The sequence below is a fragment of the Pseudomonas sp. Colony2 genome, from assembly GCF_019382755.1.
Classification (GTDB): Bacteria; Pseudomonadota; Gammaproteobacteria; order Pseudomonadales; family Pseudomonadaceae; genus Aquipseudomonas.
In genome coordinates this window covers 3878409-3898811 of the sequence record NZ_CP080030.1, presented here as the reverse complement: position 1 = coordinate 3898811, position 20403 = coordinate 3878409, and the positions used below count along the sequence as shown (strand labels likewise).

Genomic DNA, 20403 nt, shown 5'->3' with positions numbered 1-20403 from the left:
AGCCGTTATTTCACGGCGCCGAAGGACAGACCGCGGACCAGCTGTTTCTGGCTGATCCAGCCAAAGATCAGGATCGGCGCACAGGCCAGGGTCGACACGGCAGACAATTTGGCCCAGAACAAACCTTCGGGGCTGGAGTAGGAGGCGATCAGCGCGGTGAGCGGCGCGGCGTTGGACGAGGTCAGGTTCAGCGACCAGAACGCCTCGTTCCAGCACAGGATCAGCGACAGCAGCACCGTGGAAGCCAGGCCGCCCTTGGCGATCGGCAGCAGCACCCGGACCATTTCCTGCCACAGGGTGGCGCCGTCCAGGCGGGCGGCTTCGAGGATGTCCTTGGGGATGTCCTTGAAGTAGGTGTAAACCATCCAGACCACGATCGGCAGGTTGATCAGGGTGTAGATGATGATCAGCGCAATGCGCGTATCCAGCAGGCCGAAGCTCTTGGCCAGCAGGTAGATCGGCATCAGTACGCCGACCGGCGGCAGCATCTTGGTGGAGAGCATCCACAGCAGCGTGCCCTTGGTGCGCTTGGTCTCGTAGAACGCCATGGAGTAGGCGGCCGGTACCGAGATCAGCAGGCACAGGGCGGTGGCGCTGAAGGAAATCAGTACCGAGTTCCAGGCGTAGCTGAAGTAGTTGCTGCGCTCGTTGATGTGCAGGTAGTTCTCCAGCGTCGGCGTGAAGATGAACTGCGGCGGCGTGGCGAACGCGTCGATTTCGGTCTTGAAGCTGGTCAGCACCATCCAGAAGATCGGGAAGAAAATCAGGATCGCGATGGCCCAGGCCAGGGTGCCGAGCAGCACGCTTTGCAGGCGGCGGGATTGTTGAAGCGTCATGGCGCGGCCCTCAAGGCTTGTCAGTCAGGTTTTTGCCGATCATCCGCACCAGGATGATCGCCGCGATATTGGCGATGACCACGGCAATCAAGCCGCCGGCCGAGGCCATGCCCACGTCGAACTGCACCAGCGCCTGGTTGTAGATCAGGTAGGCGAGGTTGGTCGAGGCGTAGCCGGGGCCACCGTTGGTGGTGGTGAAGATTTCGGCGAACACCGAGAGCAGGAAGATCGTTTCGATCATCACCACCACGGCAATCGGACGTGCCAGGTGCGGCAGGGTCAGGTGCCAGAAGATCGCGATGGCGCCGGCACCGTCGAGGCGGGCGGCTTCCTTCTGTTCCTGGTCGAGGGACTGCATGGCGGTCATCAGCAGCAGGATCGCGAAGGGCAGCCACTGCCAGGACACGATGATAATGATCGATAGCAACGGGTAATGGGCCAGCCAGTCCACCGGCTGGGCGCCGAACAGCTTCCACACGTAGGCGAGGATCCCCGACACCGGATGGAAAATCAGGTTCTTCCAGATCAGCGCACCAACGGTGGGCATGATGAAGAACGGTGAAATCAGCAACACCCGCACCAGGCCGCGACCGAAGAACTCGCTGGCTTCCAGCAGGGCGCTGATCAGTACGCCAAACACTACGCTGATCAGCAAGACGCTGCCCACCAGCAACAGGGTGTTGGTGGCGCCGGGCAGGAAGCCCGAGTCGGTGATGAAGTAGGTGAAGTTCTCCAGCCCCACGAATTGGTTTTCGCCGGGGTAGAGCAGGTTGTAGCGAATCAGCGAGAAGTACAGGGTCATGCCCAGCGGCACGATCATCCACAGCAGCAACAAGGCCACCGAGGGGCTGACGAGGAACCAGCCGGGGTTGATCAGGCGGCTTTTACGCGGCTTGTCCGGCGTAGCGGTTTGCACTTGGGCAGTGGTGGTATTCATGGTGATCAGGACCAGTCAGGTACATGCGGAATGCGGGTCGGAGTGCGGTCAAATGTGGGAGCTGGCTTGCCTGCGATGAGAGCGCCTCGGTGAAACTGACAGACCGAGTTGTCTGCATCGCGGGCAAGCCCGGCTCCTACAGAAAGCGGGTTCCCACATTCAGTGTGGTGAGACCGCTTTACTTGGGATAACCGGCCCGCTTCATTTCGCGTTCGGTGAAGGTCTGTGCATCCGCCAGGGCTTTTTCGGCAGTGGAGCCACCGGTCAGTGCGCTGGAGAAGAACTTGCCGACCTGGGTACCAATCGCCTGGAATTCAGGAATGGTCACCAGCTGGATGCCCACATACGGCACCGGCTTGGCCGACGGGTCTTTCGGGTCGGCGACTTTCAGCGATTCCAGCGTCACCTTGGCAAACGGCGCGGCCTTCATGTATTCGTCGCTGTAGGTCGATTTGCGGGTACCTGGCGGTACGTTGGCAATCCCGTCGGTCTTGGCGACCAACTGGCTGTATTCCTTGGAAGTGGCCCAGGTGGTGAACACCTTGGCAGCGTCCTTGGCTTTGGAACTGGTTGGAATCCCCAGGGACCAGGAGTACAGCCACGAAGTACCTTTGTCGGTCTTCTCGTGGGGGGCAAAGGTGAAGCCGACGTGGTCAGCCACTTTGCTTTGGGTCTTGTCGGTCACGAACGAGCCGGCGACGCTGGCGTCGACCCAGATCGCGCACTTGCCGCTGTTGAACAGCGCCAGGTTTTCGTTGAAACCGTTGCTGGAAGCCCCCGGCGGGCCGGATTTCTTCATGTTGTCGACGTAGAAGTTCAGTGCGTCTTTCCACTCTGGCCCGTTGAATTCCGGTTGCCACTTCTCATCGAACCAGCGTGCACCGTAGCCGTTGGCCAGGGTGGTGATCAGCGCCATGTTCTCGCCCCAACCGGCTTTGCCCCGCAGGCACAGGCCGTACTGCTCTTTGTCCTTGTTGGTGAGTTTGGCGGCGAATTCGCCGATCTGGGTCCAGGTCGGGTGCTCGGGCATGGTCAGCCCGGCGTCCTTGAACAGGTCGGTGCGATAGTAGGTGATGGAGCTTTCGGCGTAGAACGGCAGGGCATACAGCGAGCCCTTGACGGAAAGGCCGTCACGCACGGAAGGGAAAACGTCGTCCAGGTCGTAGGAAGCAGGCAGGTCCTTCATCGGTTCCAGCCAGCCTTTGGCGCCCCAGAGTGCAGCTTCGTACATGCCGATGGTCAACACGTCGAACTGTCCGCCCTGGGTGGCGATGTCGGTGGTGAGGCGTTGGCGCAGGACGTTTTCTTCGAGTACCACCCAGTTCAGCTTGATCTCCGGATGCTCGGTCTCGAAGGTTTTCGAGAGCTTTTGCATGCGGATCATGTCGCTGTTGTTGACGGTGGCAATGGTCAGGGTTTGCGCGCCAAGACTGACGGCGCTGAGGGTCATGCAGGTGCAGGCAAGCAGAGCTTTGGCTGTGAACTTCATCGCGCACTCCATTTCTGCGCCCAGGGGCTGCAGAAGGACAGTTATTGTTGTTGTGTCTTCCACGACAGCTGGAAGAGTGTGCGTTGATTACAGCCTTCAATTGACGTGCTGACAAATCCTTGGGAGCACTTTTACTGATACTTTTTTGCACTGCAGCGGAAAATTGCTGAAACGATTCGCTGGGAGCGATCGGCTTCCTGCGTGAGCGCGATGCAAATGTGGGAGCGGGCTTGCTCGCGAAGGCGGTGAATCAGCCGACATTTGCGCTGCCTGACACACTGCATTCGCGAGCAAGCCCGCTCCCACACAAGCGGGTTCCCACAGGAACGCGCGTTTTCAGGCGAGGTTCTGCTCGGTCAGGCGCTGCACCGCCAGGCGCCGGTAGTGCGAGGGGGTCATGCCCTTGAGCTGCTGGAAGCGGCGGTTGAAGTTGGAGATGTTGTTGAAGCCTGACTCGAAGCACACATCGGTCACGGCTTTGTCACCATCGGCCAGCAGCTCGCAGGACTTGCTGATACGCAGGCGGTTGACGAATTCGATGAAGGTGCGGCCGGTGGCTTGTTTGAACACGCGGGAGAAGTAGGTGGGTTTCATGCCGAGGTATTCGGCCACCTCTTCCAGGGACAGCTCCCGCGCGTAGTGGGCAAAAATGTAGTCCACCGCGCGGTTGGTGCGGTCGATGCTGTGTTCATCCGCCAGTTGCGGCGTGGTCACGCCGGAGAGCAGTTGGTAGTCCTCGCAGGCACTGAGCACTTCCATCAGGATGAAGAAGTGGCCCAGGCGCGCCATGCCCTGGGCATCCTCGATGCGCTGCATCAGGGTCATGGCCTGGGCGATGGTTTTCTTGCAGCGAAATTCGATGCCGTATTGCGCCCGTTCCAGCAGTGGCGCCAGGGTCTTGAGCTCGGCAAAGACATGGCTGCCGCCGTCGAACAGCTCGTCGGTGAAGTTCACCAGCATGTCGCGCTTGGGCACCACTTCGTCCTCGGCCACCTGGCTGATCCAGTTGTGGGGCAGGTTGGGGCCGGTGAGGAACAGGCTTTCCGGGTAGAAGTTGCCGATGTAGTCGCCGATAAACACCTTGCCGGAGCTGGCAACGATCAGGTGCAGCTCGTATTCCTTGTGGAAATGCCAGCGCACCAACGGGCACGGGAAGCCGTGTTGGCGATAGATGATGGACAGACCGTTGTGATCGTCCATCAGCTCGTAGGAAGGATCGGTGATTCTCGCTGCTCGGGTCATGCTGCAGTCGCTTTATTGTGGTTGCGAAAAGGATAATGCCCCCTTGCGCGCCACCTCGCCAGCGTCTGTGTCTACAGCGTACGGTTTTTCGCCTCGATCCACTGCGCCATGTACTGGGTACTTTTGTGCAGGTGGTGGCGCAGCATGCTGCCGGTGAAATTGTTCCGACGGTGCTCGGCCAACTGGCGGCGGCACTGCTCCAGGCGCTCCACCAGGGCCGGGCCGTGGAGGTCGTGGGCGTAACGGCGGGCCAGTAACTGCCGGCCATCTTCCTGGGCCTGGGTCCAGCGTGGCTGGTCTTGATACAACGCAACCGCCGCAGCAGCCAGTGCATTGGCGCTGTGTTCGACCACGCCGGGCCACGGTTCGCCCATGGCTTCGGCGCCAATCGGTGTGGTAACGCTGGGTGTGCCGCAGAGCATCGCGTCGGCCAGCTTGCCCTTGATCCCGGCACCAAAGCGCAGTGGCGCCAGGCAGATACGCGCAGCGCTCATGACCTGCAATGCATCCTCGGCCCAATTCATCACGTGGAAGCCCTGGGCCGGGTTGTGCAGCGCGGTGGCCTTGGGTGGCGTATAGGCGCCGTACACGTGAAGTTGAGCGCCGGGCAATTGCTGGCGGATCAGCGGCCACACACTGTTCTTCATCCACAACACCGCATCCCAGTTCGGCGCATGGCGGAAATTGCCGATGCTCAGGAAGTGGGCACGGTCCTCAAAGGGGGCAAAGGCTTCGGTGGGCGGCGCCAGCATCAACGGGCACCAGTGGAGCAGGGCAGCGGGCACCTTGAAGTGTTCGGTCAGCAACTGGATTTCCACGTCGGAGATCATCAGGCTGATGTCGCAGCGGTAGATCGCAGCGATCTCGCGCTTGGCCAGGTCGGTATCGGCCATGTCATCGAATTCGGCGGCCAGGTCCCGGCTGAACAGCGCGTCGAAGTCATCAGCTTCGGGGTGGGCCTTCAGGAAATCCTTGAGGCGCTGGTGGCGGGCGTCCCGCAGGCTTTGCAGGTCGGATGCTTCCAGCACCCGAAGAGCATTCGGGCAGGATTTTTCCACGCGCCAGCCGAACTGTTCTTCCATCATGAAACGGTCGAACAGCACGATATCCGGAGCCAATTGCTGGATAAACGCGTCGAAACTGCTGTTATTCAACTCGATCGCGCATTCGCGAATGCCCAGGGCGGGCAGGTCGGCCTTGTGTTCGCCGGTGACCGCCGGGCTGCTGAAGGTGATGTCCCAGCCTTGGGCCAGGAAACTCTCCAGAATCTGCATCATGTGCCCGCTGGCCGCCGAGGAGCGAGGCTCTGGCCAGACGTAGCCAATGACCAGGACTTTGGTGGCGGGCTGATTCATCGACAACGGATTCCTTGAAGGGCTGGGCAACGGCGCGCAATTAAACCACAGCCCCTCAAGTTCCGGCGCACTCAGCGGAAGATGTTGACCGGCGTCGGCAGCGTCACCAACCCTACATAACCGTCCCAGAACTGCTTCTGGTCCACCGCGAAGACCACCTTGGCCTTTTGCGTGCCGACCGGCGCGCCTTTCTTGTAGCCCAGTGCCCGGCCATAGTCGGCGCCGAAGGTGGCATCCACGTCCACCCACAGCTCGCGGGATTCGGTGACGATCCCGGGGTTCACGAGAAACAGTGCCGGCAGGCTGTCCCAGGTGAAGCTGTGGTAAGCCGGGTCCTTGGCGAACAGTGGCCCGAACTCGTGCTTGTACAGGTCGGCAATCGGGCCTTTGTGTGCGATCACCCGCTCATACACCGACTTGTCGAAGGTGACTTTCTCACAGACATCGTTGGGAAAAATCACGTGTTCGATGGGCGAGCGCAACACGATCTTCGCGGCCTCCGGGTCGAACCACCAGTTGAACTCCGCCGCCGGCGTGGTGTTGCCCGGAATCTCCAGCGCGCCGCCCATGTACACGATGCGCTTGATCAGCGGCACGATGTCCGGGGCCGAGCGAATCGCCAGGGCAATGTTGGTCAGCGGGCCGACCGCCAGGATCGTTACCTCGTGGGGGTTGGCCCGTACGCTGTCGACGATGAACTGGGCGGCGGTTTCCTTGCGCAGCCTGGTGTGGGTCGCCAGGCCGTCCGGTGGCGCGACCAGTTGTGAGGCACTGGTTGGACGCGGGTTCTTGAACGCACCCGGCCAGCCGGAACCGAACAGGGCTTTTTCCGCCTCATAGGTGGCGTAGTCATGCAGCAGCGGGTAGGCGGCGCCGGAATACACGCCGACTTCCTTTTCCACACCCATGCGTTCCACCGCCTTGAGGGCGTCGACCTGTTCCTGGTCGACCCAGGCGTTGCCGCTGACCAGGGTCATGCCCAGCAGGTCGATGCGTTTTTGCCCGTGCAGCTGGGCGAGCATGATAAAGGCCTGGCCGTCATCGTTGAGCACGTTGAAGTCGGTGTCGAAGATGACCTTTTCTGCGGCCTGCGCCGTACCGGCACACAGGCCCACGGCGACAAGCAGGGCACAGCGCTTGATGAAACCTTGCATGGAGACTCACCCGAAAAATTGTTGTTGTTAGCGGTTTACCAGCTTCGCCGGCAAGGCGATCACCAGGAAGCTGCTGAGAATCAGGCAGCCGGCAAAAAACCACAAGGCCCCCGCGCTGCTGCCGGTGACGTCAATCGCCACGCCCATCAACGAGTTGCTCACCAGGCCCGCGATGTTCGCCAGCGAGCAGGCCAGGGCAAAGCCGGTGGCCGCTGCGGTGCCTTTCAGGAAGGTCGCCGGCAGGCTGAAAAACACCGGCACCGCACCGATGATCGCCGCCGAGGCAATCGCAAACAGCGCCACGGTGGCGACCACGTTATGGGTGAAGAACGTACTGGTAGCCATCGCCGCCGCGCCGATGAAGAACGGCACGATGATGTGCCAGCGGCGTTCGCGGTGTTTGTCGGAGCTGGCGCCGATCAGCAGCATGCCCAAGAGGGCCGCCACGCTGGGCAGGGCCGTGAGGATGCCGATGTGGAAAGTGTCGGTAATCCCGGCGTTGCGGATGAATGTGGGCATCCAGAACCCCATGGCATAGGCACTGAGCAGGATCGAGAAGTCGATACCGCCGAGCATCCACACCTTGAGGTTGAAGAAGCCGTCGCGGAAGCTGTGTTTGCTGCCGGCACCGTCGGCGTCGTCCTTGCGCAGTTCGCTTTCCAGCAGGTTTTTTTCTTCCGGCGACAGCCACTTGGCTTGCTGATAGGTATTGGGCAGCGCCCAGAAGGTCCACACACCGAGCAGCACGCTGGGCACCGCTTCGATCAGGAACAGCCACTGCCAGCCGCGCAGGCCGGCCATGTTGTCGAAGTGGCCCATGATCCAGCCGGACAACGGGCCGCCGATCACGCTGGACAGCGGCAGGCCGATCATGAACAGGGCGATGATCCGCCCCCGGCGATGGGTGGGAAACCAGGTGGTCAGGTAATACAGCACGCCCGGCAGAAACCCGGCTTCGGCCGCACCCAGCAGGAACCGCAGGATGTAGAACTGGGTGGTGGAGGTGACCAGCATGGTGCAGGCCGACAGCAGGCCCCAGGTGATCATGATGCGGGCGATCCAGATCTTCGCCCCGACCTTTTCCAGGATCAGGTTGCTGGGGACTTCGAAGATGATATAGCCGACAAAAAACAGCCCGGCACCGAGGCCGAACGCGGTTTCGCTGAAGTGCAGCTGGTCGAGCATCTGCAGTTTGGCGAAGCCGATATTGATGCGGTCCAGGTAGGCCGCGAGGTAGCAGAAACACAGGAACGGAATCAGCTTCCAGGTGATCTTGTGGTAGAGCGTGTGGACCGGATCGGCGACCGTAGTCGCGGGCGCTGCATTCGCAATGGGCATTGGGGTGTCTCCTGGCGGTGACTTATGGTTTTTATACGGCCGCTTTTTCAGCACTTCGGAGTGCTGTGAAAGCGACTTCCAAAGGCAGTGACAGAAGACTGAGGTGCCCTGTTGGAGGTGATCAAGTGTGGGAGCGGGCTTGCTCCCACATTCGACTGCATTCCAGCGTGGGCGCTCAGTTTTTTCCGGACCACGCTCTTTGTCGTGGTTCCTGTTGACGCGTTACTGCTCCTTGAACTTGCTCATCGCCTCCTGCTTGCTCACCACGTCGCCGTACTTGCTGTCGATATCGAACAAGTTGGCTTCATGGGGCGCCGGGTGGCGGTCGCCGACGCATTCGCGCACGACGATGGTACGAAACCCGTGTTGCACCGCATCCACTGCGGTGGCCCGGATGCAGCCGCTGGTGGAACAGCCGGCGAGCACCACGGTGTCGATGCCCTGGGCGTGCAGCATCGGGGCCAGGCTGCTGCCGAAAAACGCGCTGGCGTATTGTTTGGTGATGACCACTTCATTGGCCAGGGGCAGCACTTCGGTGCAGAAGGCGGCGAGGGGGTTACCCTCGACCATGTCTTTCATCACCGGGGCCTTTTTTACCCAGATACCGCCGTCGGCGAAATGGCCCGGATGGTAGCGGATATTGGTGTGCACCACGCTGATTCCGTGACGCCTGGCGCAGCCCAGCAGCTCGACGCTTTCGGCCACGGCGATGCGCACTTCGGGGGCAAACAGTGGCGCGCCTTCGGTGGTATAGCCTTGCATGAAGTCGATCATCAGCAGGGCGGATTTTTTGCCGAAGCCGATTCGGTTACCCCAGACGCCCTGGTAGTTGGCGTCGGCGGATTGTTCGCTCATCTTTCAGTCCTCGGTAATGGGCAGTGCACATAACCTTGTGGCGAGGGAGCTTGCTCCCGTTGGGCTGCGTAGCAGGCCTGTTTTTTTGGGGGCGCTTCGCACCCCAGCGGGAGCAAGCTCCCTCGCCACAAAAGCGTTTTTAGTAGGCGCCGGAGAGCAGGGCGCCGGCGCCGGGGACGATGGGTTCCAGGTCCAGGGCCTTGAGCATGGCGTAGGTGGTGGCGATGGCGGCGGTGAGTACCGGCAGGCCGGTCTGGGCTTCGACCTTCGCGACCACGGGCAGCGACTGCATTTGTACGCAGGCCGACAGTACGATTACGTCGACACCTTCCAGGTTCATCCCGGCAACAATCGCCGGCAGGTTGGCCGGGTCGTGGCGGGCCACTTCGAGGTTGTCGGGGATTTCCAGGGCGCGCCAGTCCACCACTTCAAAGCCTTCTTCGCGGATGTAGTTCACCACCAGTTCGGTCAGCGGTTTCATGTACGGCGCAACAATGGCGATGCGTTTGGCACCCATGACTTTAAGGCCTTCGATCAGGGCGCCGGCACTGGTGATCACCGGGGCGTTGGCGTCGTTGTCGGCGGTGGCCTTGCGCAGGCGTTGCTCGGACTTGCGGTGGTAACCCAGCCCCATGGCCATGATCGCTACCAGGCAGGCGTAGCCCAGCACGTCGACCTTGGCGTCGGACAGTTCGATGGCGCAACGGTCGGACTCACCGTCCATGGCCGCCAGTTCTTCCTTGCGCACTTGCTTCATGCGCATGCGGCTGGAGTGAAAGGTGAAACGTTCCGGGCGGATCGCCTGGCGCGCGTTAAGCATCGCCGGGATCTCGGTTTCCATGGTGGTGTTGGAGCTCGGCACAATCTGGCCGATGCGATAAGGCTTGAGCATGATGGTCTCCGTTATGCAGTCAGGGGCTGGCCGAGGAAGTCGCCGAAGGCAGCGAAAAAGCCTTCAAGGTCATCCCAGGGGATCATGTGTCCTGCATTTGGCACATGGGCGACCTGTAGGGTCGGCTGTAACTGTCGGACTTCCGCGACATCTTCGGCCTGAATTACACCGCCGCGTCCGGCAACAATCAGCAGGGCAGGAGCCCCCAGGTGGGGCAGGTCCTGATGAAAGTCGACGGTATGGAAGTCATTGAACGCACGCACGATCGCCGGCTCGTAGCAGGTGTGCAGCCATTCGGCGCGCAGTTGCAGTTGTTCGTCGGTCCAGGTGGCGCAGAAGGCGCGCATCGCCTCCGCATCCATGCCGACCTGGGATTGACGAATCGAATCGACGTACCACGGCAGTTTGCTTGGGTATTCGCGGCGACCCGGTCCGGACATCGGCGGGTCGATCAACACCACGCGGTTGACACCTTGTGGATGGCGCACCGCACTGCGTACGGCAAACCGCGCGCCCATGGAATGGCCGACCAGGTGATAGCTGTCGAGCTTCAGGGCGTCGGCAAACGCGCCAATGTCATCGGCGCAGGTGTCGGCGCTGTAGTTCAGCTCCGGGCCGGTGGACGACAGGCCGCGACCGCGCACGTCCAGCACGTAGGTGTCGAAGTGCAAACCCAGGCGTTCCGCGACAAAACCCCAGGTAATCGCCGGGCTGGTGATGCCGGGAATCAGGATCAGTGCCGGGCCCTTGCCGCCGTAACGCAGGTAATGCTGGCGGATACCGTTGGCCTGGACATTGCCGCCGTAGAGAAAGCTGCTCACGCCGCCACCCCCGATTTCAGTTGCTGGGCGTAGAGGTCATAGCCGTAGACCCAGTCCGGATCTTCCTGGGTGCGCAGCCAGGTGTTGGCGTTGGACACGGCCTGCACCCGGGACGCGCGTTCCTTGCGGTTGGCTTCATACAGCTCGAACGCGGTGCGGTAGTCGCCGATCCCTGTTTCCTGCAGGCAGCGCGTCAGCATCGCGGCGTCTTCGATGGCCATGCCGGCGCCCTGAGCCATATGGGGTTTCATCGGGTGGCAGGCATCGCCCAGCAATACCAGGCGACCACGGCTCCACAACGGCAGCGGGTTGCGGTTGCGCAACGGCCATTTGGTCACGCTTTCGGTGGATTCGATCAGGGCCTGGACGGTCGGGTGGTAGCCCTTGAAGGCGTCGAACATCTCCTCCCGGCTGCTGTCGACGAAGGCGCCCTGGAAGTCCCATTCCGGGTGCGGCACGCCGGTGACGTAGTAGTACTCGTCGCGCTTGCCGGTGGTGTAGTAGACCATCATGTGCCGGTCCTCGGTCCACCACTTGATGCAGTCTTCGAACTTCAGGTCGTACTTGGCCAACTGGTCGCCACGGATCAGCGCACGGTGCGCGACCCAGCCGCTGTACAACGGTTTTTCGGCACCCAGCAGCTCTTCACGAATGCGCGAGTTGATGCCGTCGGCACCGATCACGATGTCGGCGTAGGTTACCTCGCCGTCGGCGAAAGTCAGGCGCACCTGGGTATCGGTTTCTTCAAGGGTTTCCAGGCGCTTGTTGAAGTGCAGGGTGCCGGGCTTGAGAGTGGACATCTGCAGCGCGTGCAGATCGCCGCGATGCACGGTGATGTAGGACGCGCCGTAGCCAGTCAGGGGAATGCGTGACAGGTAGTCGCCGGTTTCACCATCGCGGCTGAACCAGTGCTCGGGGTGCGACCCCATCAGGTCCAGCTGTTTTTCGATGCCCATGCGGCGGAAGATTTTCATGATGTTGGGGCCCATGTGGATCCCGGCACCCAGGCGGGAAAACTCCGGCGCCTGCTCGTAGATGTCCACGTCGAACCCTGCCTGTTGCAGCAGGGTGGCAGCGGCGGCACCGCCAAGGCCGGCGCCGACGATTGCGATTTTTTGTGTGCTTCCCATGGGGCGTGGTCCTCTTTTTCGAATAATGGCCGGCGGCGTCTGTCCGCAAGGTTGTTAAAGTGTATACGCTCATTTTTTCAAATGAAAAGCCCACGCCTGAAAAATTGTTTTTTTGGCCATATCGATCCCCTGTAACCGGTTATCTCCATATATAACTGCGCTTGTGTGGATTCGTAACGTTTTGGCGTGGTGCTTGCAGTCCATGATGAAATCAGTTCTTATCGTGATTAATTGGCGTATACGCTATAAAAACGCACTAGAGTGAAGCGCCCTGCAAGATCTTGGTGCAGCAGCTGAGGAGACAGGAAATGCCGGTAAGTGATTGCGAACTGACCCAGATGTTTGAGCATGTGTTGAAGCTCTCGAAGGTCGACCCGACCCAGAGCGTCGCCGTGCTCAAGAGCCATTACTCCGACCCGCGCACCGTGCGCGCCGCGATGGACGCTGCGCAGCGCCTGGGGGCCAAGGTGTATGCGGTGGAGTTGCCGTCGTTCAACCATCCCCGGGCGATGGGCAATGACATGACCGCCTACTGTGGCGACACTGCCCTGACCGGCAATATCGCGGCGCAGCGGGCGCTGGAAGCGGCAGACCTGATCGTCGACACCATGATGCTGTTGCACTCGCCGGAGCAGGAACAGATCCTCAAGACCGGCACGCGCATCCTGCTGGCGGTTGAACCCCCGGAAGTGCTGGCGCGCATGCTGCCGACCGAAGAGGACAAAGTGCGCGTGCTGGCCGCTGAAGAACTGCTGAAAAAAGCCCGCTCGATCCACGTCAAATCCCGCGCCGGCAGTGATTTCCGGGCGGCGCTGGGGCAATACCCGTCCGTCACCGAATACGGCTTTGCCGACGAACCGGGACGCTGGGACCACTGGCCGAGCGGCTTCCTGTTCTCCTGGCCAAATGAGGAAACTGCAGAGGGCGTGCTGGTGCTGGATATCGGCGACATCCTGCTGCCGTTCAAGACCTACACCCGGGAGAAAATCACCCTGGAGATCGAGAAGGGCTTCATCACCAGAATCCACGGTGGTTTCGAGGCCGAATACCTGCGCGACTACATGAAATACTTCAACGACCCCGAGGTATATGGCATCTCCCACATCGGCTGGGGCCTGCAGCCACGGGCGCAATGGACGGCCATGGGCCTGCACGACAAGAACGACGGCATGTGCATGGACGCCCGCGCGTTCTACGGCAACTTCCTGTTCTCCACCGGCCCGAACACCGAAGTCGGCGGCACCCGCAAGACGCCGTGCCACATGGACATCCCGCTGCGCAATTGCGACGTCTACCTCGATGATGAGGCCGTAGTCATCGCCGGCGACGTCGTAGCCCCCAAGGCCTCCCTGGCCCACTAAACATCCAATGTGGGAGCGGGCTTGCTCGCGAATGCGGTACGCCAGTCACACATGCGCCACCTGACACACCGCATTCGCGAGCAAGCCCGCTCCCACATTTCAACCGCGTTCCGGCAATGAGATCCTTGAGTCATTTCCACAACCCCGCCATCATGCCACCCCATCGACCACCGCCTTCCCGAGCCCGCCGTGCCTGATTCCTACGTTTTCTCCGAGCAAGTCGGCCACCTGCTGCGCAAGGCCTACCAGCGTCACCTGGCGATCTTCCAGCAGAACGTCGGCGACTCCCAGCTCACCGCCGTGCAGTTCGTCACCCTGTGCGCCCTGCGCGATCACGGTGCAAGTTCGCTCACCGAACTGGTCAAGGCCACCGCCGTCGACCAGGCGACCATCCGTGGCATCGTCGAACGCCTCAAGGCCCGCGAACTGATCACCCTCGAACCCGACCCGCAGGACAAACGCAAAGTCGTGGTCAACCTATCCGACTCCGGCGCCGCCCTGGTGCAGCAAACCGTGCCCTGCGCCGCCACCATCACCGAACTGACCCTGAGCAACCTCAACCCCGCCGAACGCGTCGCTGTACTCTTCCTGCTACGCAAAATGATCGAAGACCCCCAAACCTGACCCCGATCCCCTGTGGTGAGGAAGCTTGCTCCCGCTGGACTGCGCAGCAGGCCCATCTTTTGGGGTCGCTTCGCAACCCAGCGGGAGCAAGCTCCCTCGCCACAGGTATTCATCCATCTTCTGGCACCGTTTTTGCTCTACGTTGATGTAGTAACCACTTCACCCTTCAAGTGTGTCGCGAGACCCCAGGTACGCGACGCTTTTTTTTGACTGTTTGATGTAGTGGACACTTCACCAAATCCAACGGGCGAAGCGAATGACCAGCCAGAACATCACGGTAACGCTTGAGGTCAACGGCCACACCAGCGAAGTCAGCGCAATGGCCGACACCCCGCTGTTGTTGATCCTGCGCAATGACCTGCAACTCAACGGCCCCAAATACGGCTGCGGCCTGGGGGAGTGCGGCGCCTGCACGGTGATCATCGACGGCGTGGCTGCACGCTCCTGCGTCTTCCCCCTGTCGGGTGCCGTGGGCCGCAACATCGTCACCCTCGAAGGCCTCGGCACCCGCCAGACCCCGCACCCGGTGCAGCAGGCCTTCATCGATGAACAGGCCGCCCAGTGCGGCTACTGCCTCAACGGTATGATCATGACCGCCAAGGCCTTGCTCGACCGCAATCCCAACCCCAGCGAAGCCGAGGTGCGCAGCGAACTGTCGGGCAACCTCTGCCGCTGTGGCACCCATATCGAAATCCTCCGCGCGGTGCTGCGTGCCGCCCGCCTAATGCCTTGAACGTGGATCGATGACCATGACTGATGCAATCCCTTCCCGTGACCAATGGCTGGCCAAGGCCGGCGTCCTGCTGATCGTCGACGATGTGCTGCCACCTTCGGGGCCGGTGGCCAAAGGCGGCACACCGACGGTCAAGCCCAAGGAACTGGGGCTGTTTATCGCAGTGAACGATGACGGGCTGGTGTACGCCTTCAACGGGCATGTGGACCTGGGCACCGGCATTCGCACCTCCCTGGCGCAGATCGTCGCTGAAGAACTGGACCTGACCATGGACCAGGTGCGCATGGTGCTGGGCGACACCGAGCGTGCGCCGAACCAGGGCGCGACCATTGCCAGCGCAACCTTGCAGATCTCCGCGATTCCGCTGCGCAATGCCGCCGCCGAAGCCCGGCGTTTCCTGCTGGCGCGGGCGGCGCAACGCTGGTCCGTAAATGCTCAAAGTCTCAAGGTCGACGCAGGCGTTATCCGCGGCGAAGACGGGCGCACCATCACTTATGGCGAACTGGTGACGGGCGAGCATGACCAACTGCGCATCAGCGGCGATGCACCGCTCAAGGCCACCGCCGATTACCGCCTGGTGGGCAAGGGCGCAGCCCGGGTGGATATCCCGGGCAAGGCCACCGGCGAACTGACGTACGTGCACGACATGCGCGTGCCGGACATGCTCCACGGTCGGGTGATCCGCCCGCCGTATGCGGGCCTGGATTGCGGTGACTTTGTCGGCAACAGCCTGCTGAAGGTCGACGAGTCTTCCATCGCCCATATCCCGGGCATTGTTGCGGTGGTGGTGATCCGTGATTTTGTCGGCGTGGTGGCCTTGCGCGAAGAGCAGGCAATCAAGGCCGCCCAGGAACTGCAGGTGCACTGGAAACCCTGGAACCACCCACTGCCGGACATGAGCGATGTGGAGCAGGCAATCCGCGACAACCCGCGGGTACGCCGCACCGTGCTCGACCAGGGCAACGTCGACGCAGCCCTGGCCGCCGCCAGCCAGCGCATGCCGCGCACCTACCTGTGGCCATACCAGATGCACGGCTCCATCGGCCCGTCCTGTGGCGTGGCGGATTATCAGCCCGGTGGCAGCCGCGTCTGGTCGGGCAGCCAGAACCCGCACCTGCTGCGGGCCGACCTGGCCTGGTTGCTGGAATGCCCGGAAGCGTCCATCGACGTGATTCGCATGGAGGCCGCCGGCTGCTACGGCCGTAACTGCGCCGATGATGTATGCGCCGACGCCTTGCTGCTGTCGCGTGCGGTGGGCAAGCCGGTGCGGGTGCAACTGACCCGCGAACAGGAGCACCTGTGGGAGCCCAAGGGCACCGCGCAATTGATGGATGTCGACGGCGGCCTGAACGCCGACGGCAGCATCGCCGCCTATGACTTTGAAACCAGCTACCCGTCCAACGGCGCGCCCACCCTGGCGCTGCTGTTGACCGGCCGGGTCGAGCCGGTGGCGGCGATGTTCGAGATGGGCGACCGCACCTCGATCCCGCCCTACGACATCGCGAACATGCGCGTCACCATCAACGACATGGCGCCGATCGTTCGCGCCTCGTGGATGCGCGGTGTGTCGGCGTTGCCCAACACCTTCGCCCATGAATCCTATATCGACGAACTGGCGTTTGCCGCCGGGGTCGACCCGGTGGAGTACCGCCTGCGTTACCTGAAGGACGAGCGCGCCATCGACCTGGTGAAATCCACCGCCGAACGCGCCAACTGGGCACCGCGTACCGCGCCGATGCAAACCGCGAATGAGGACCACCTGCTGCGTGGTCGGGGCTTTGCCTACGCGCGCTACATCCACAGCAAGTTTCCCGGCTTCGGCGCGGCGTGGGCGGCCTGGGTCGCGGACGTGGCCATCGACAAGCAGACCGGCGATGTCTCGGTGACGCGGGTGGTGATCGGGCATGACTCGGGGATGATGATCAACCCCGCAGGGGTGCAGCATCAGATCCACGGCAATGTGATCCAGTCCACCAGCCGTGTGCTCAAGGAACGCGTGACCTTTGAAGAGTCGACCGTGGCGAGCAAGGAGTGGGGCGGTTATCCGATCCTGACCTTCCCGGAAGTGCCGCAGATCGACGTACTGATGATGCCGCGCCAGGACCAGCCCCCGATGGGCGCCGGTGAGTCGGCCTCGGTGCCCAGCGCGGCGGCGATTGCCAATGCGATCTATGACGCCACCGGCATCCGTTTTCGCGAGCTGCCGATTACTCCCGAGCGGGTATTGGCGGCGCTGAATGCAGGCACCCTGGGCGAGCCGGCGAAGTCCCCGGAAAAGCGCCGCAAATGGTTGTTCGGCTCATTGTTCGCCGCCTTTGGCGCGGTGCTGGGCATGGCTGCTACCGCGTGGCCGTTTCACAGTGAAATTGCCCCGATCACACCGCCCAGCGCCGGAACCTGGTCCAAGGCCACCCTGGAGCGTGGGCGCTTGCTGGCCGCCGTGGGGGATTGCGCGGTGTGCCACACGGCACCGGGCGGCGCCCCCAATGCCGGCGGGCTGGCGATGCATACGCCGTTCGGCACCCTTTACAGCAGCAACATCACCCCGGATGAGAAAACCGGGATTGGCAACTGGTCCTACCCGGCGTTCGAGCGGGCGATGCGCGACGGCATTGGCCGCGACGGGCGCAACCTGTACCCGGCGTTTCCCTATACGGCGTTTCGCAATATCAACGATGCCGACATGCAGGCACTGTATGCCTACCTGATGTCCCAGGCGCCGGTGAGCCAGGCACCGGTGCCGAATGCGATGAAGTTTCCGTTCAATATCCGGCCGTTGATGGCCGGCTGGAATGCGCTGTTCCTGCGCCGCGGAGAAATCAGCGTGCAGCCACAGCGCAGCGAGCAATGGAATCGTGGCGCTTACCTGGTCAACGGTTTGGGGCACTGCGCGGCGTGCCATTCGCCGCGCAACCTGATGGGGGCGGAGAAGGGCGGCAAGGCGTTCCTCGCGGGCGGCAGGGTGGACGGTTGGGAAGCGCCGGCCTTGAATGGCTTGTCCAAGGCGCCGACGCCGTGGACCGAAGACCAATTGTTCAGCTACCTGAGCACTGGTTATTCCGATGCCCATGGCGTGGCAACGGGGCCGATGGGACCGGTCGTGACTGAACTGGCGAAACTGCCCAAGACCGACATCCGCGCGATGGCGGTATACCTGGCTTCGCTGAACGACAGCGGCGCCGCCGAAGCGCAGGTGGTGGCAGCTGCGACGGTGCCCAATGCCAATGGGCGACGGGTATTCGAAGGTTCATGCAAGGCCTGCCATGCCGACGGACAGGGCCCGAAGCTGTTCGGCGTCAGCCCATCACTGGCGACCAATACCAATGTGCACAGCGATCAACCGGACAACCTGATCAAGGTGATTTTGCAAGGGATCAGCACTCCGGCGACCAAGGATCTGGGTTACATGCCGGCGTTCAAGGACAGTTTGTCGAACACCCAAGTGGCGGAGTTGGCCGCATACCTGCGCGGGCGCTTCGCACCCCATGCACCGCAGTGGGAAGGCCTGGAGCAAACCGTGGCACACCTGCGAGCCAATCCCGGTACCCATTGATTCACACGGTCAAAAAATGTGGGAGCGGGCTTGCTCGCGAAAGCGGTTCGTCAGTCGCCAAATATATTGACTGATACACCGCATTCGCGAGCAAGCCCGCTCCCACATTTAGATCCAGGTTCTACCGTTGGATGGGCGGTGTCACGCATACCCCGCGCAACACCAGATCACTGATAAACCCCAGCCAATCCCGCTGCTGGGTCTTATCCGCCAAATCCTCCCCCAAAAACGAACTCAGCGTGTGCTGGTTGGAGTTATAGAAGTAGCACAACGAAGCAATCATCAAGTACACATGCTTGATGTCCACATCTTCACGAAACAGCCCCTGGGCCTGGCCCGCTTCAATGATCGGCCGCAACACCCCAACCGCCTCCCCGGACAACCGCCGCAGTTCACCCGACTGCTTCGCATGCTTGCCCTGGTGCAGGTTCTCGATGCTCAGGATCGCCACAAACTCGGGATGCTTGACGTAGTAATTCCAGATAAACCCCACCAGCGCCTGCAACGCTTGCACCGGTGCAGTCAGGTCGAGCTTGAGCTTGCTTTCGGCCTTGTTGAACTGTTCATAGGTGTGCTCCAGCACACACACAAACAGGTGCTCCTTGCTGCCGAAGTAGTAATACAGCATGCGGTCGTTGGAGTCGGCCTCGCGGGAAATGCTTTCCACACGCCCGCCGGAATAGCCGTCGCGGGTGAAGACCTTGACCGCCGCCTGGAGAATCCGCGCGCGGGTCTGGTCGGCTTGCTGGGCGCGGATACCGGTCTTCTTGATCACCATCGAAAAGCCTCTGCTGCGCGGCGTAAAGGCCCGGAATATAGCATGGGCATTATTCCGTTACCGACAGGCTCTGTCACAAACGCGGCATAACGCTGGGGCTTGGATCGGAAACGTATTACTTTCGAGTTCTTCTAATAAACAGAGTATGCAGGGATGAAATACCAACCGTTTACCCGAACTTTGATTGCCACCGCGCTGGTGCTGACTGTCAGCGGCGTGCAGGCGGCCTCCCAGGCCCCGGTGGCTGGCGAAAATGGCATGGTGGTCACCGCCCAGCATCTGGCGACCCATGTGGGCGTGGATGTGCTCAAGGCCGGCGGCAACGCCGTGGATGCGGCGGTGGCGGTGGGCTACGCCCTGGCCGTGGTGTACCCGGCAGCCGGCAACCTCGGCGGGGGTGGGTTCATGACCGTGCAACTGGCCGACGGCCGCAAGACCTTCCTCGACTTCCGCGAAAAAGCCCCGCTGGCCGCGACCGCCGACATGTACCTGGACAAGGACGGCAACGTGGTCCCGGACCTCAGCTCCAAGGGCCACCTGGCGGTCGGCGTTCCCGGCACTGTGTCGGGCATGGAACTGGCGCTGAGCAAATACGGCACCCTCAAGCGCGCCCAGGTCATCGCCCCGGCGATCAAGCTGGCCGAAGACGGTTTTGCCCTGGAGCAGGGCGATGTCGACCTGCTGCACACCGCTACTGACGAATTCAAGAAAGACAAAGACCTGCGCGGCATCTTCCTGCACGGAGGCGAGCCGATGCTGGTGGGCCAGAAGCTGGTGCAGAAAGACCTGGCGAAAACCCTGCGGGAAATCTCCGCCAAGGGCACCGATGGCTTTTACAAAGGCTGGGTAGCCAAGGCGATTGTGGATTCCAGCCAATCGGGCAAAGGCATCATCACCCAGGCCGACCTGGACAAATACAAGACCCGCGAACTGGCGCCCATCGAGTGTGACTACCGTGGCTACCACGTGGTGTCCGCACCACCACCGAGCTCGGGCGGGGTGGTCATCTGCGAAATCATGAACATCCTCGAAGGCTACCCGATGGCCGACCTCGGCTATCACTCGGCCCAGGGCCTGCACTACCAGATCGAAGCCATGCGCCACGCGTACGTCGACCGCAACAGCTACCTCGGCGACCCGGACTTCGTGCAGAACCCGGTCGAGCACCTGCTGAACAAGGATTACGCCGCCAAACTGCGCGCTGCCATCGACCCGCAGAAAGCCGGGATTTCCCAGGACATCAAGCCGGGCGTTTCGCCCCACGAAGGCAATAACACCACCCACTACTCCATCGTCGACAAGTGG

At 61.9% G+C, this 20403-nt stretch carries 17 protein-coding genes; 5 read left to right on the top strand and 12 right to left on the bottom strand.

Annotated elements, in window-relative coordinates; translation table 11 throughout:
* Nucleotides 1-5 precede the first annotated feature (5 nt).
* The 11 genes from JV201_RS15275 to JV201_RS15225 all read right to left on the bottom strand — a co-directional run bounded on the left by JV201_RS15275 (nucleotide 6) and on the right by JV201_RS15225 (nucleotide 12049).
* Nucleotides 6-836 (bottom strand): carbohydrate ABC transporter permease, encoded by an 831-nt coding sequence (locus tag JV201_RS15275; protein ID WP_003215312.1) that lies wholly within the window; start codon nucleotides 834-836, stop codon nucleotides 6-8.
* Nucleotides 837-846: 10 nt separating this feature from the next.
* Nucleotides 847-1773: a carbohydrate ABC transporter permease gene (locus tag JV201_RS15270; RefSeq protein ID WP_003215314.1), complete on the bottom strand. Its 927-nt coding sequence runs from the start codon at nucleotides 1771-1773 to the stop codon at nucleotides 847-849.
* A gap of 178 nt (nucleotides 1774-1951) precedes the next feature.
* Nucleotides 1952-3262, bottom strand: a complete 1311-nt coding sequence (locus JV201_RS15265) for a sugar ABC transporter substrate-binding protein (RefSeq protein WP_003215317.1) — start codon at nucleotides 3260-3262, stop codon at nucleotides 1952-1954.
* Nucleotides 3263-3598: 336 nt separating this feature from the next.
* Complete coding sequence (locus JV201_RS15260; protein WP_003215319.1) at nucleotides 3599-4504, bottom strand: AraC family transcriptional regulator; 906 nt, start codon at nucleotides 4502-4504, stop codon at nucleotides 3599-3601.
* A 71-nt stretch (nucleotides 4505-4575) separates the two neighbouring features.
* A complete protein-coding gene (locus JV201_RS15255; RefSeq protein ID WP_219405654.1) occupies nucleotides 4576-5859 on the bottom strand; it encodes a glycosyltransferase in 1284 nt (427 codons plus the stop codon).
* A 71-nt stretch (nucleotides 5860-5930) separates the two neighbouring features.
* The gene (locus JV201_RS15250) at nucleotides 5931-7013 is read right to left on the bottom strand and encodes a nucleoside hydrolase (protein WP_008436139.1); all 1083 of its coding nucleotides are present in this window, start codon (nucleotides 7011-7013) and stop codon (nucleotides 5931-5933) included.
* Between the two features lie 27 nt (nucleotides 7014-7040).
* A complete protein-coding gene (locus JV201_RS15245) occupies nucleotides 7041-8351 on the bottom strand; it encodes an MFS transporter (protein ID WP_177022552.1) in 1311 nt (436 codons plus the stop codon).
* A 222-nt stretch (nucleotides 8352-8573) separates the two neighbouring features.
* The gene (locus JV201_RS15240) at nucleotides 8574-9206 is read right to left on the bottom strand and encodes an N-carbamoylsarcosine amidohydrolase (RefSeq protein WP_087692686.1); all 633 of its coding nucleotides are present in this window, start codon (nucleotides 9204-9206) and stop codon (nucleotides 8574-8576) included.
* 139 nt (nucleotides 9207-9345) lie between these two features.
* Nucleotides 9346-10098, bottom strand: a complete 753-nt coding sequence (locus JV201_RS15235; protein WP_003215329.1) for a hypothetical protein — start codon at nucleotides 10096-10098, stop codon at nucleotides 9346-9348.
* Nucleotides 10099-10109: 11 nt separating this feature from the next.
* On the bottom strand, nucleotides 10110-10919 hold the full coding sequence (locus tag JV201_RS15230) for an alpha/beta fold hydrolase (protein ID WP_219405653.1): 810 nt from the start codon (nucleotides 10917-10919) through the stop codon (nucleotides 10110-10112).
* On the bottom strand, nucleotides 10916-12049 hold the full coding sequence (locus tag JV201_RS15225) for an FAD-dependent monooxygenase (protein ID WP_003215332.1): 1134 nt from the start codon (nucleotides 12047-12049) through the stop codon (nucleotides 10916-10918). The genes JV201_RS15230 and JV201_RS15225 overlap by 4 nt, the downstream gene beginning before the upstream one ends.
* A 308-nt stretch (nucleotides 12050-12357) precedes the next feature.
* On the opposite strand from JV201_RS15225, the gene JV201_RS15220 reads away from it, so the two are divergent.
* From JV201_RS15220 to JV201_RS15205, 4 genes are all read left to right on the top strand, one after another.
* A complete protein-coding gene (locus JV201_RS15220; protein WP_003215335.1) occupies nucleotides 12358-13410 on the top strand; it encodes a 2,5-dihydroxypyridine 5,6-dioxygenase in 1053 nt (350 codons plus the stop codon).
* Between the two features lie 189 nt (nucleotides 13411-13599).
* On the top strand, nucleotides 13600-14034 hold the full coding sequence (locus JV201_RS15215; protein ID WP_003215338.1) for a MarR family winged helix-turn-helix transcriptional regulator: 435 nt from the start codon (nucleotides 13600-13602) through the stop codon (nucleotides 14032-14034).
* Nucleotides 14035-14290: 256 nt separating this feature from the next.
* Nucleotides 14291-14767: a (2Fe-2S)-binding protein gene (locus tag JV201_RS15210; protein ID WP_219405652.1), complete on the top strand. Its 477-nt coding sequence runs from the start codon at nucleotides 14291-14293 to the stop codon at nucleotides 14765-14767.
* A 16-nt stretch (nucleotides 14768-14783) separates the two neighbouring features.
* Nucleotides 14784-18320, top strand: coding sequence for a molybdopterin cofactor-binding domain-containing protein (locus tag JV201_RS15205; RefSeq protein WP_219405651.1), 3537 nt, complete (start codon nucleotides 14784-14786; stop codon nucleotides 18318-18320).
* A 121-nt stretch (nucleotides 18321-18441) separates the two neighbouring features.
* Here the strand turns inward: JV201_RS15205 and JV201_RS15200 are convergent, their stop codons facing one another.
* Nucleotides 18442-19098, bottom strand: a complete 657-nt coding sequence (locus tag JV201_RS15200; RefSeq protein ID WP_003215344.1) for a TetR/AcrR family transcriptional regulator — start codon at nucleotides 19096-19098, stop codon at nucleotides 18442-18444.
* Between the two features lie 153 nt (nucleotides 19099-19251).
* On the opposite strand from JV201_RS15200, the gene ggt reads away from it, so the two are divergent.
* Nucleotides 19252-20403: gamma-glutamyltransferase (ggt, locus tag JV201_RS15195; RefSeq protein ID WP_219405650.1), on the top strand; the 1152-nt coding region annotated here is incomplete at its 3' end.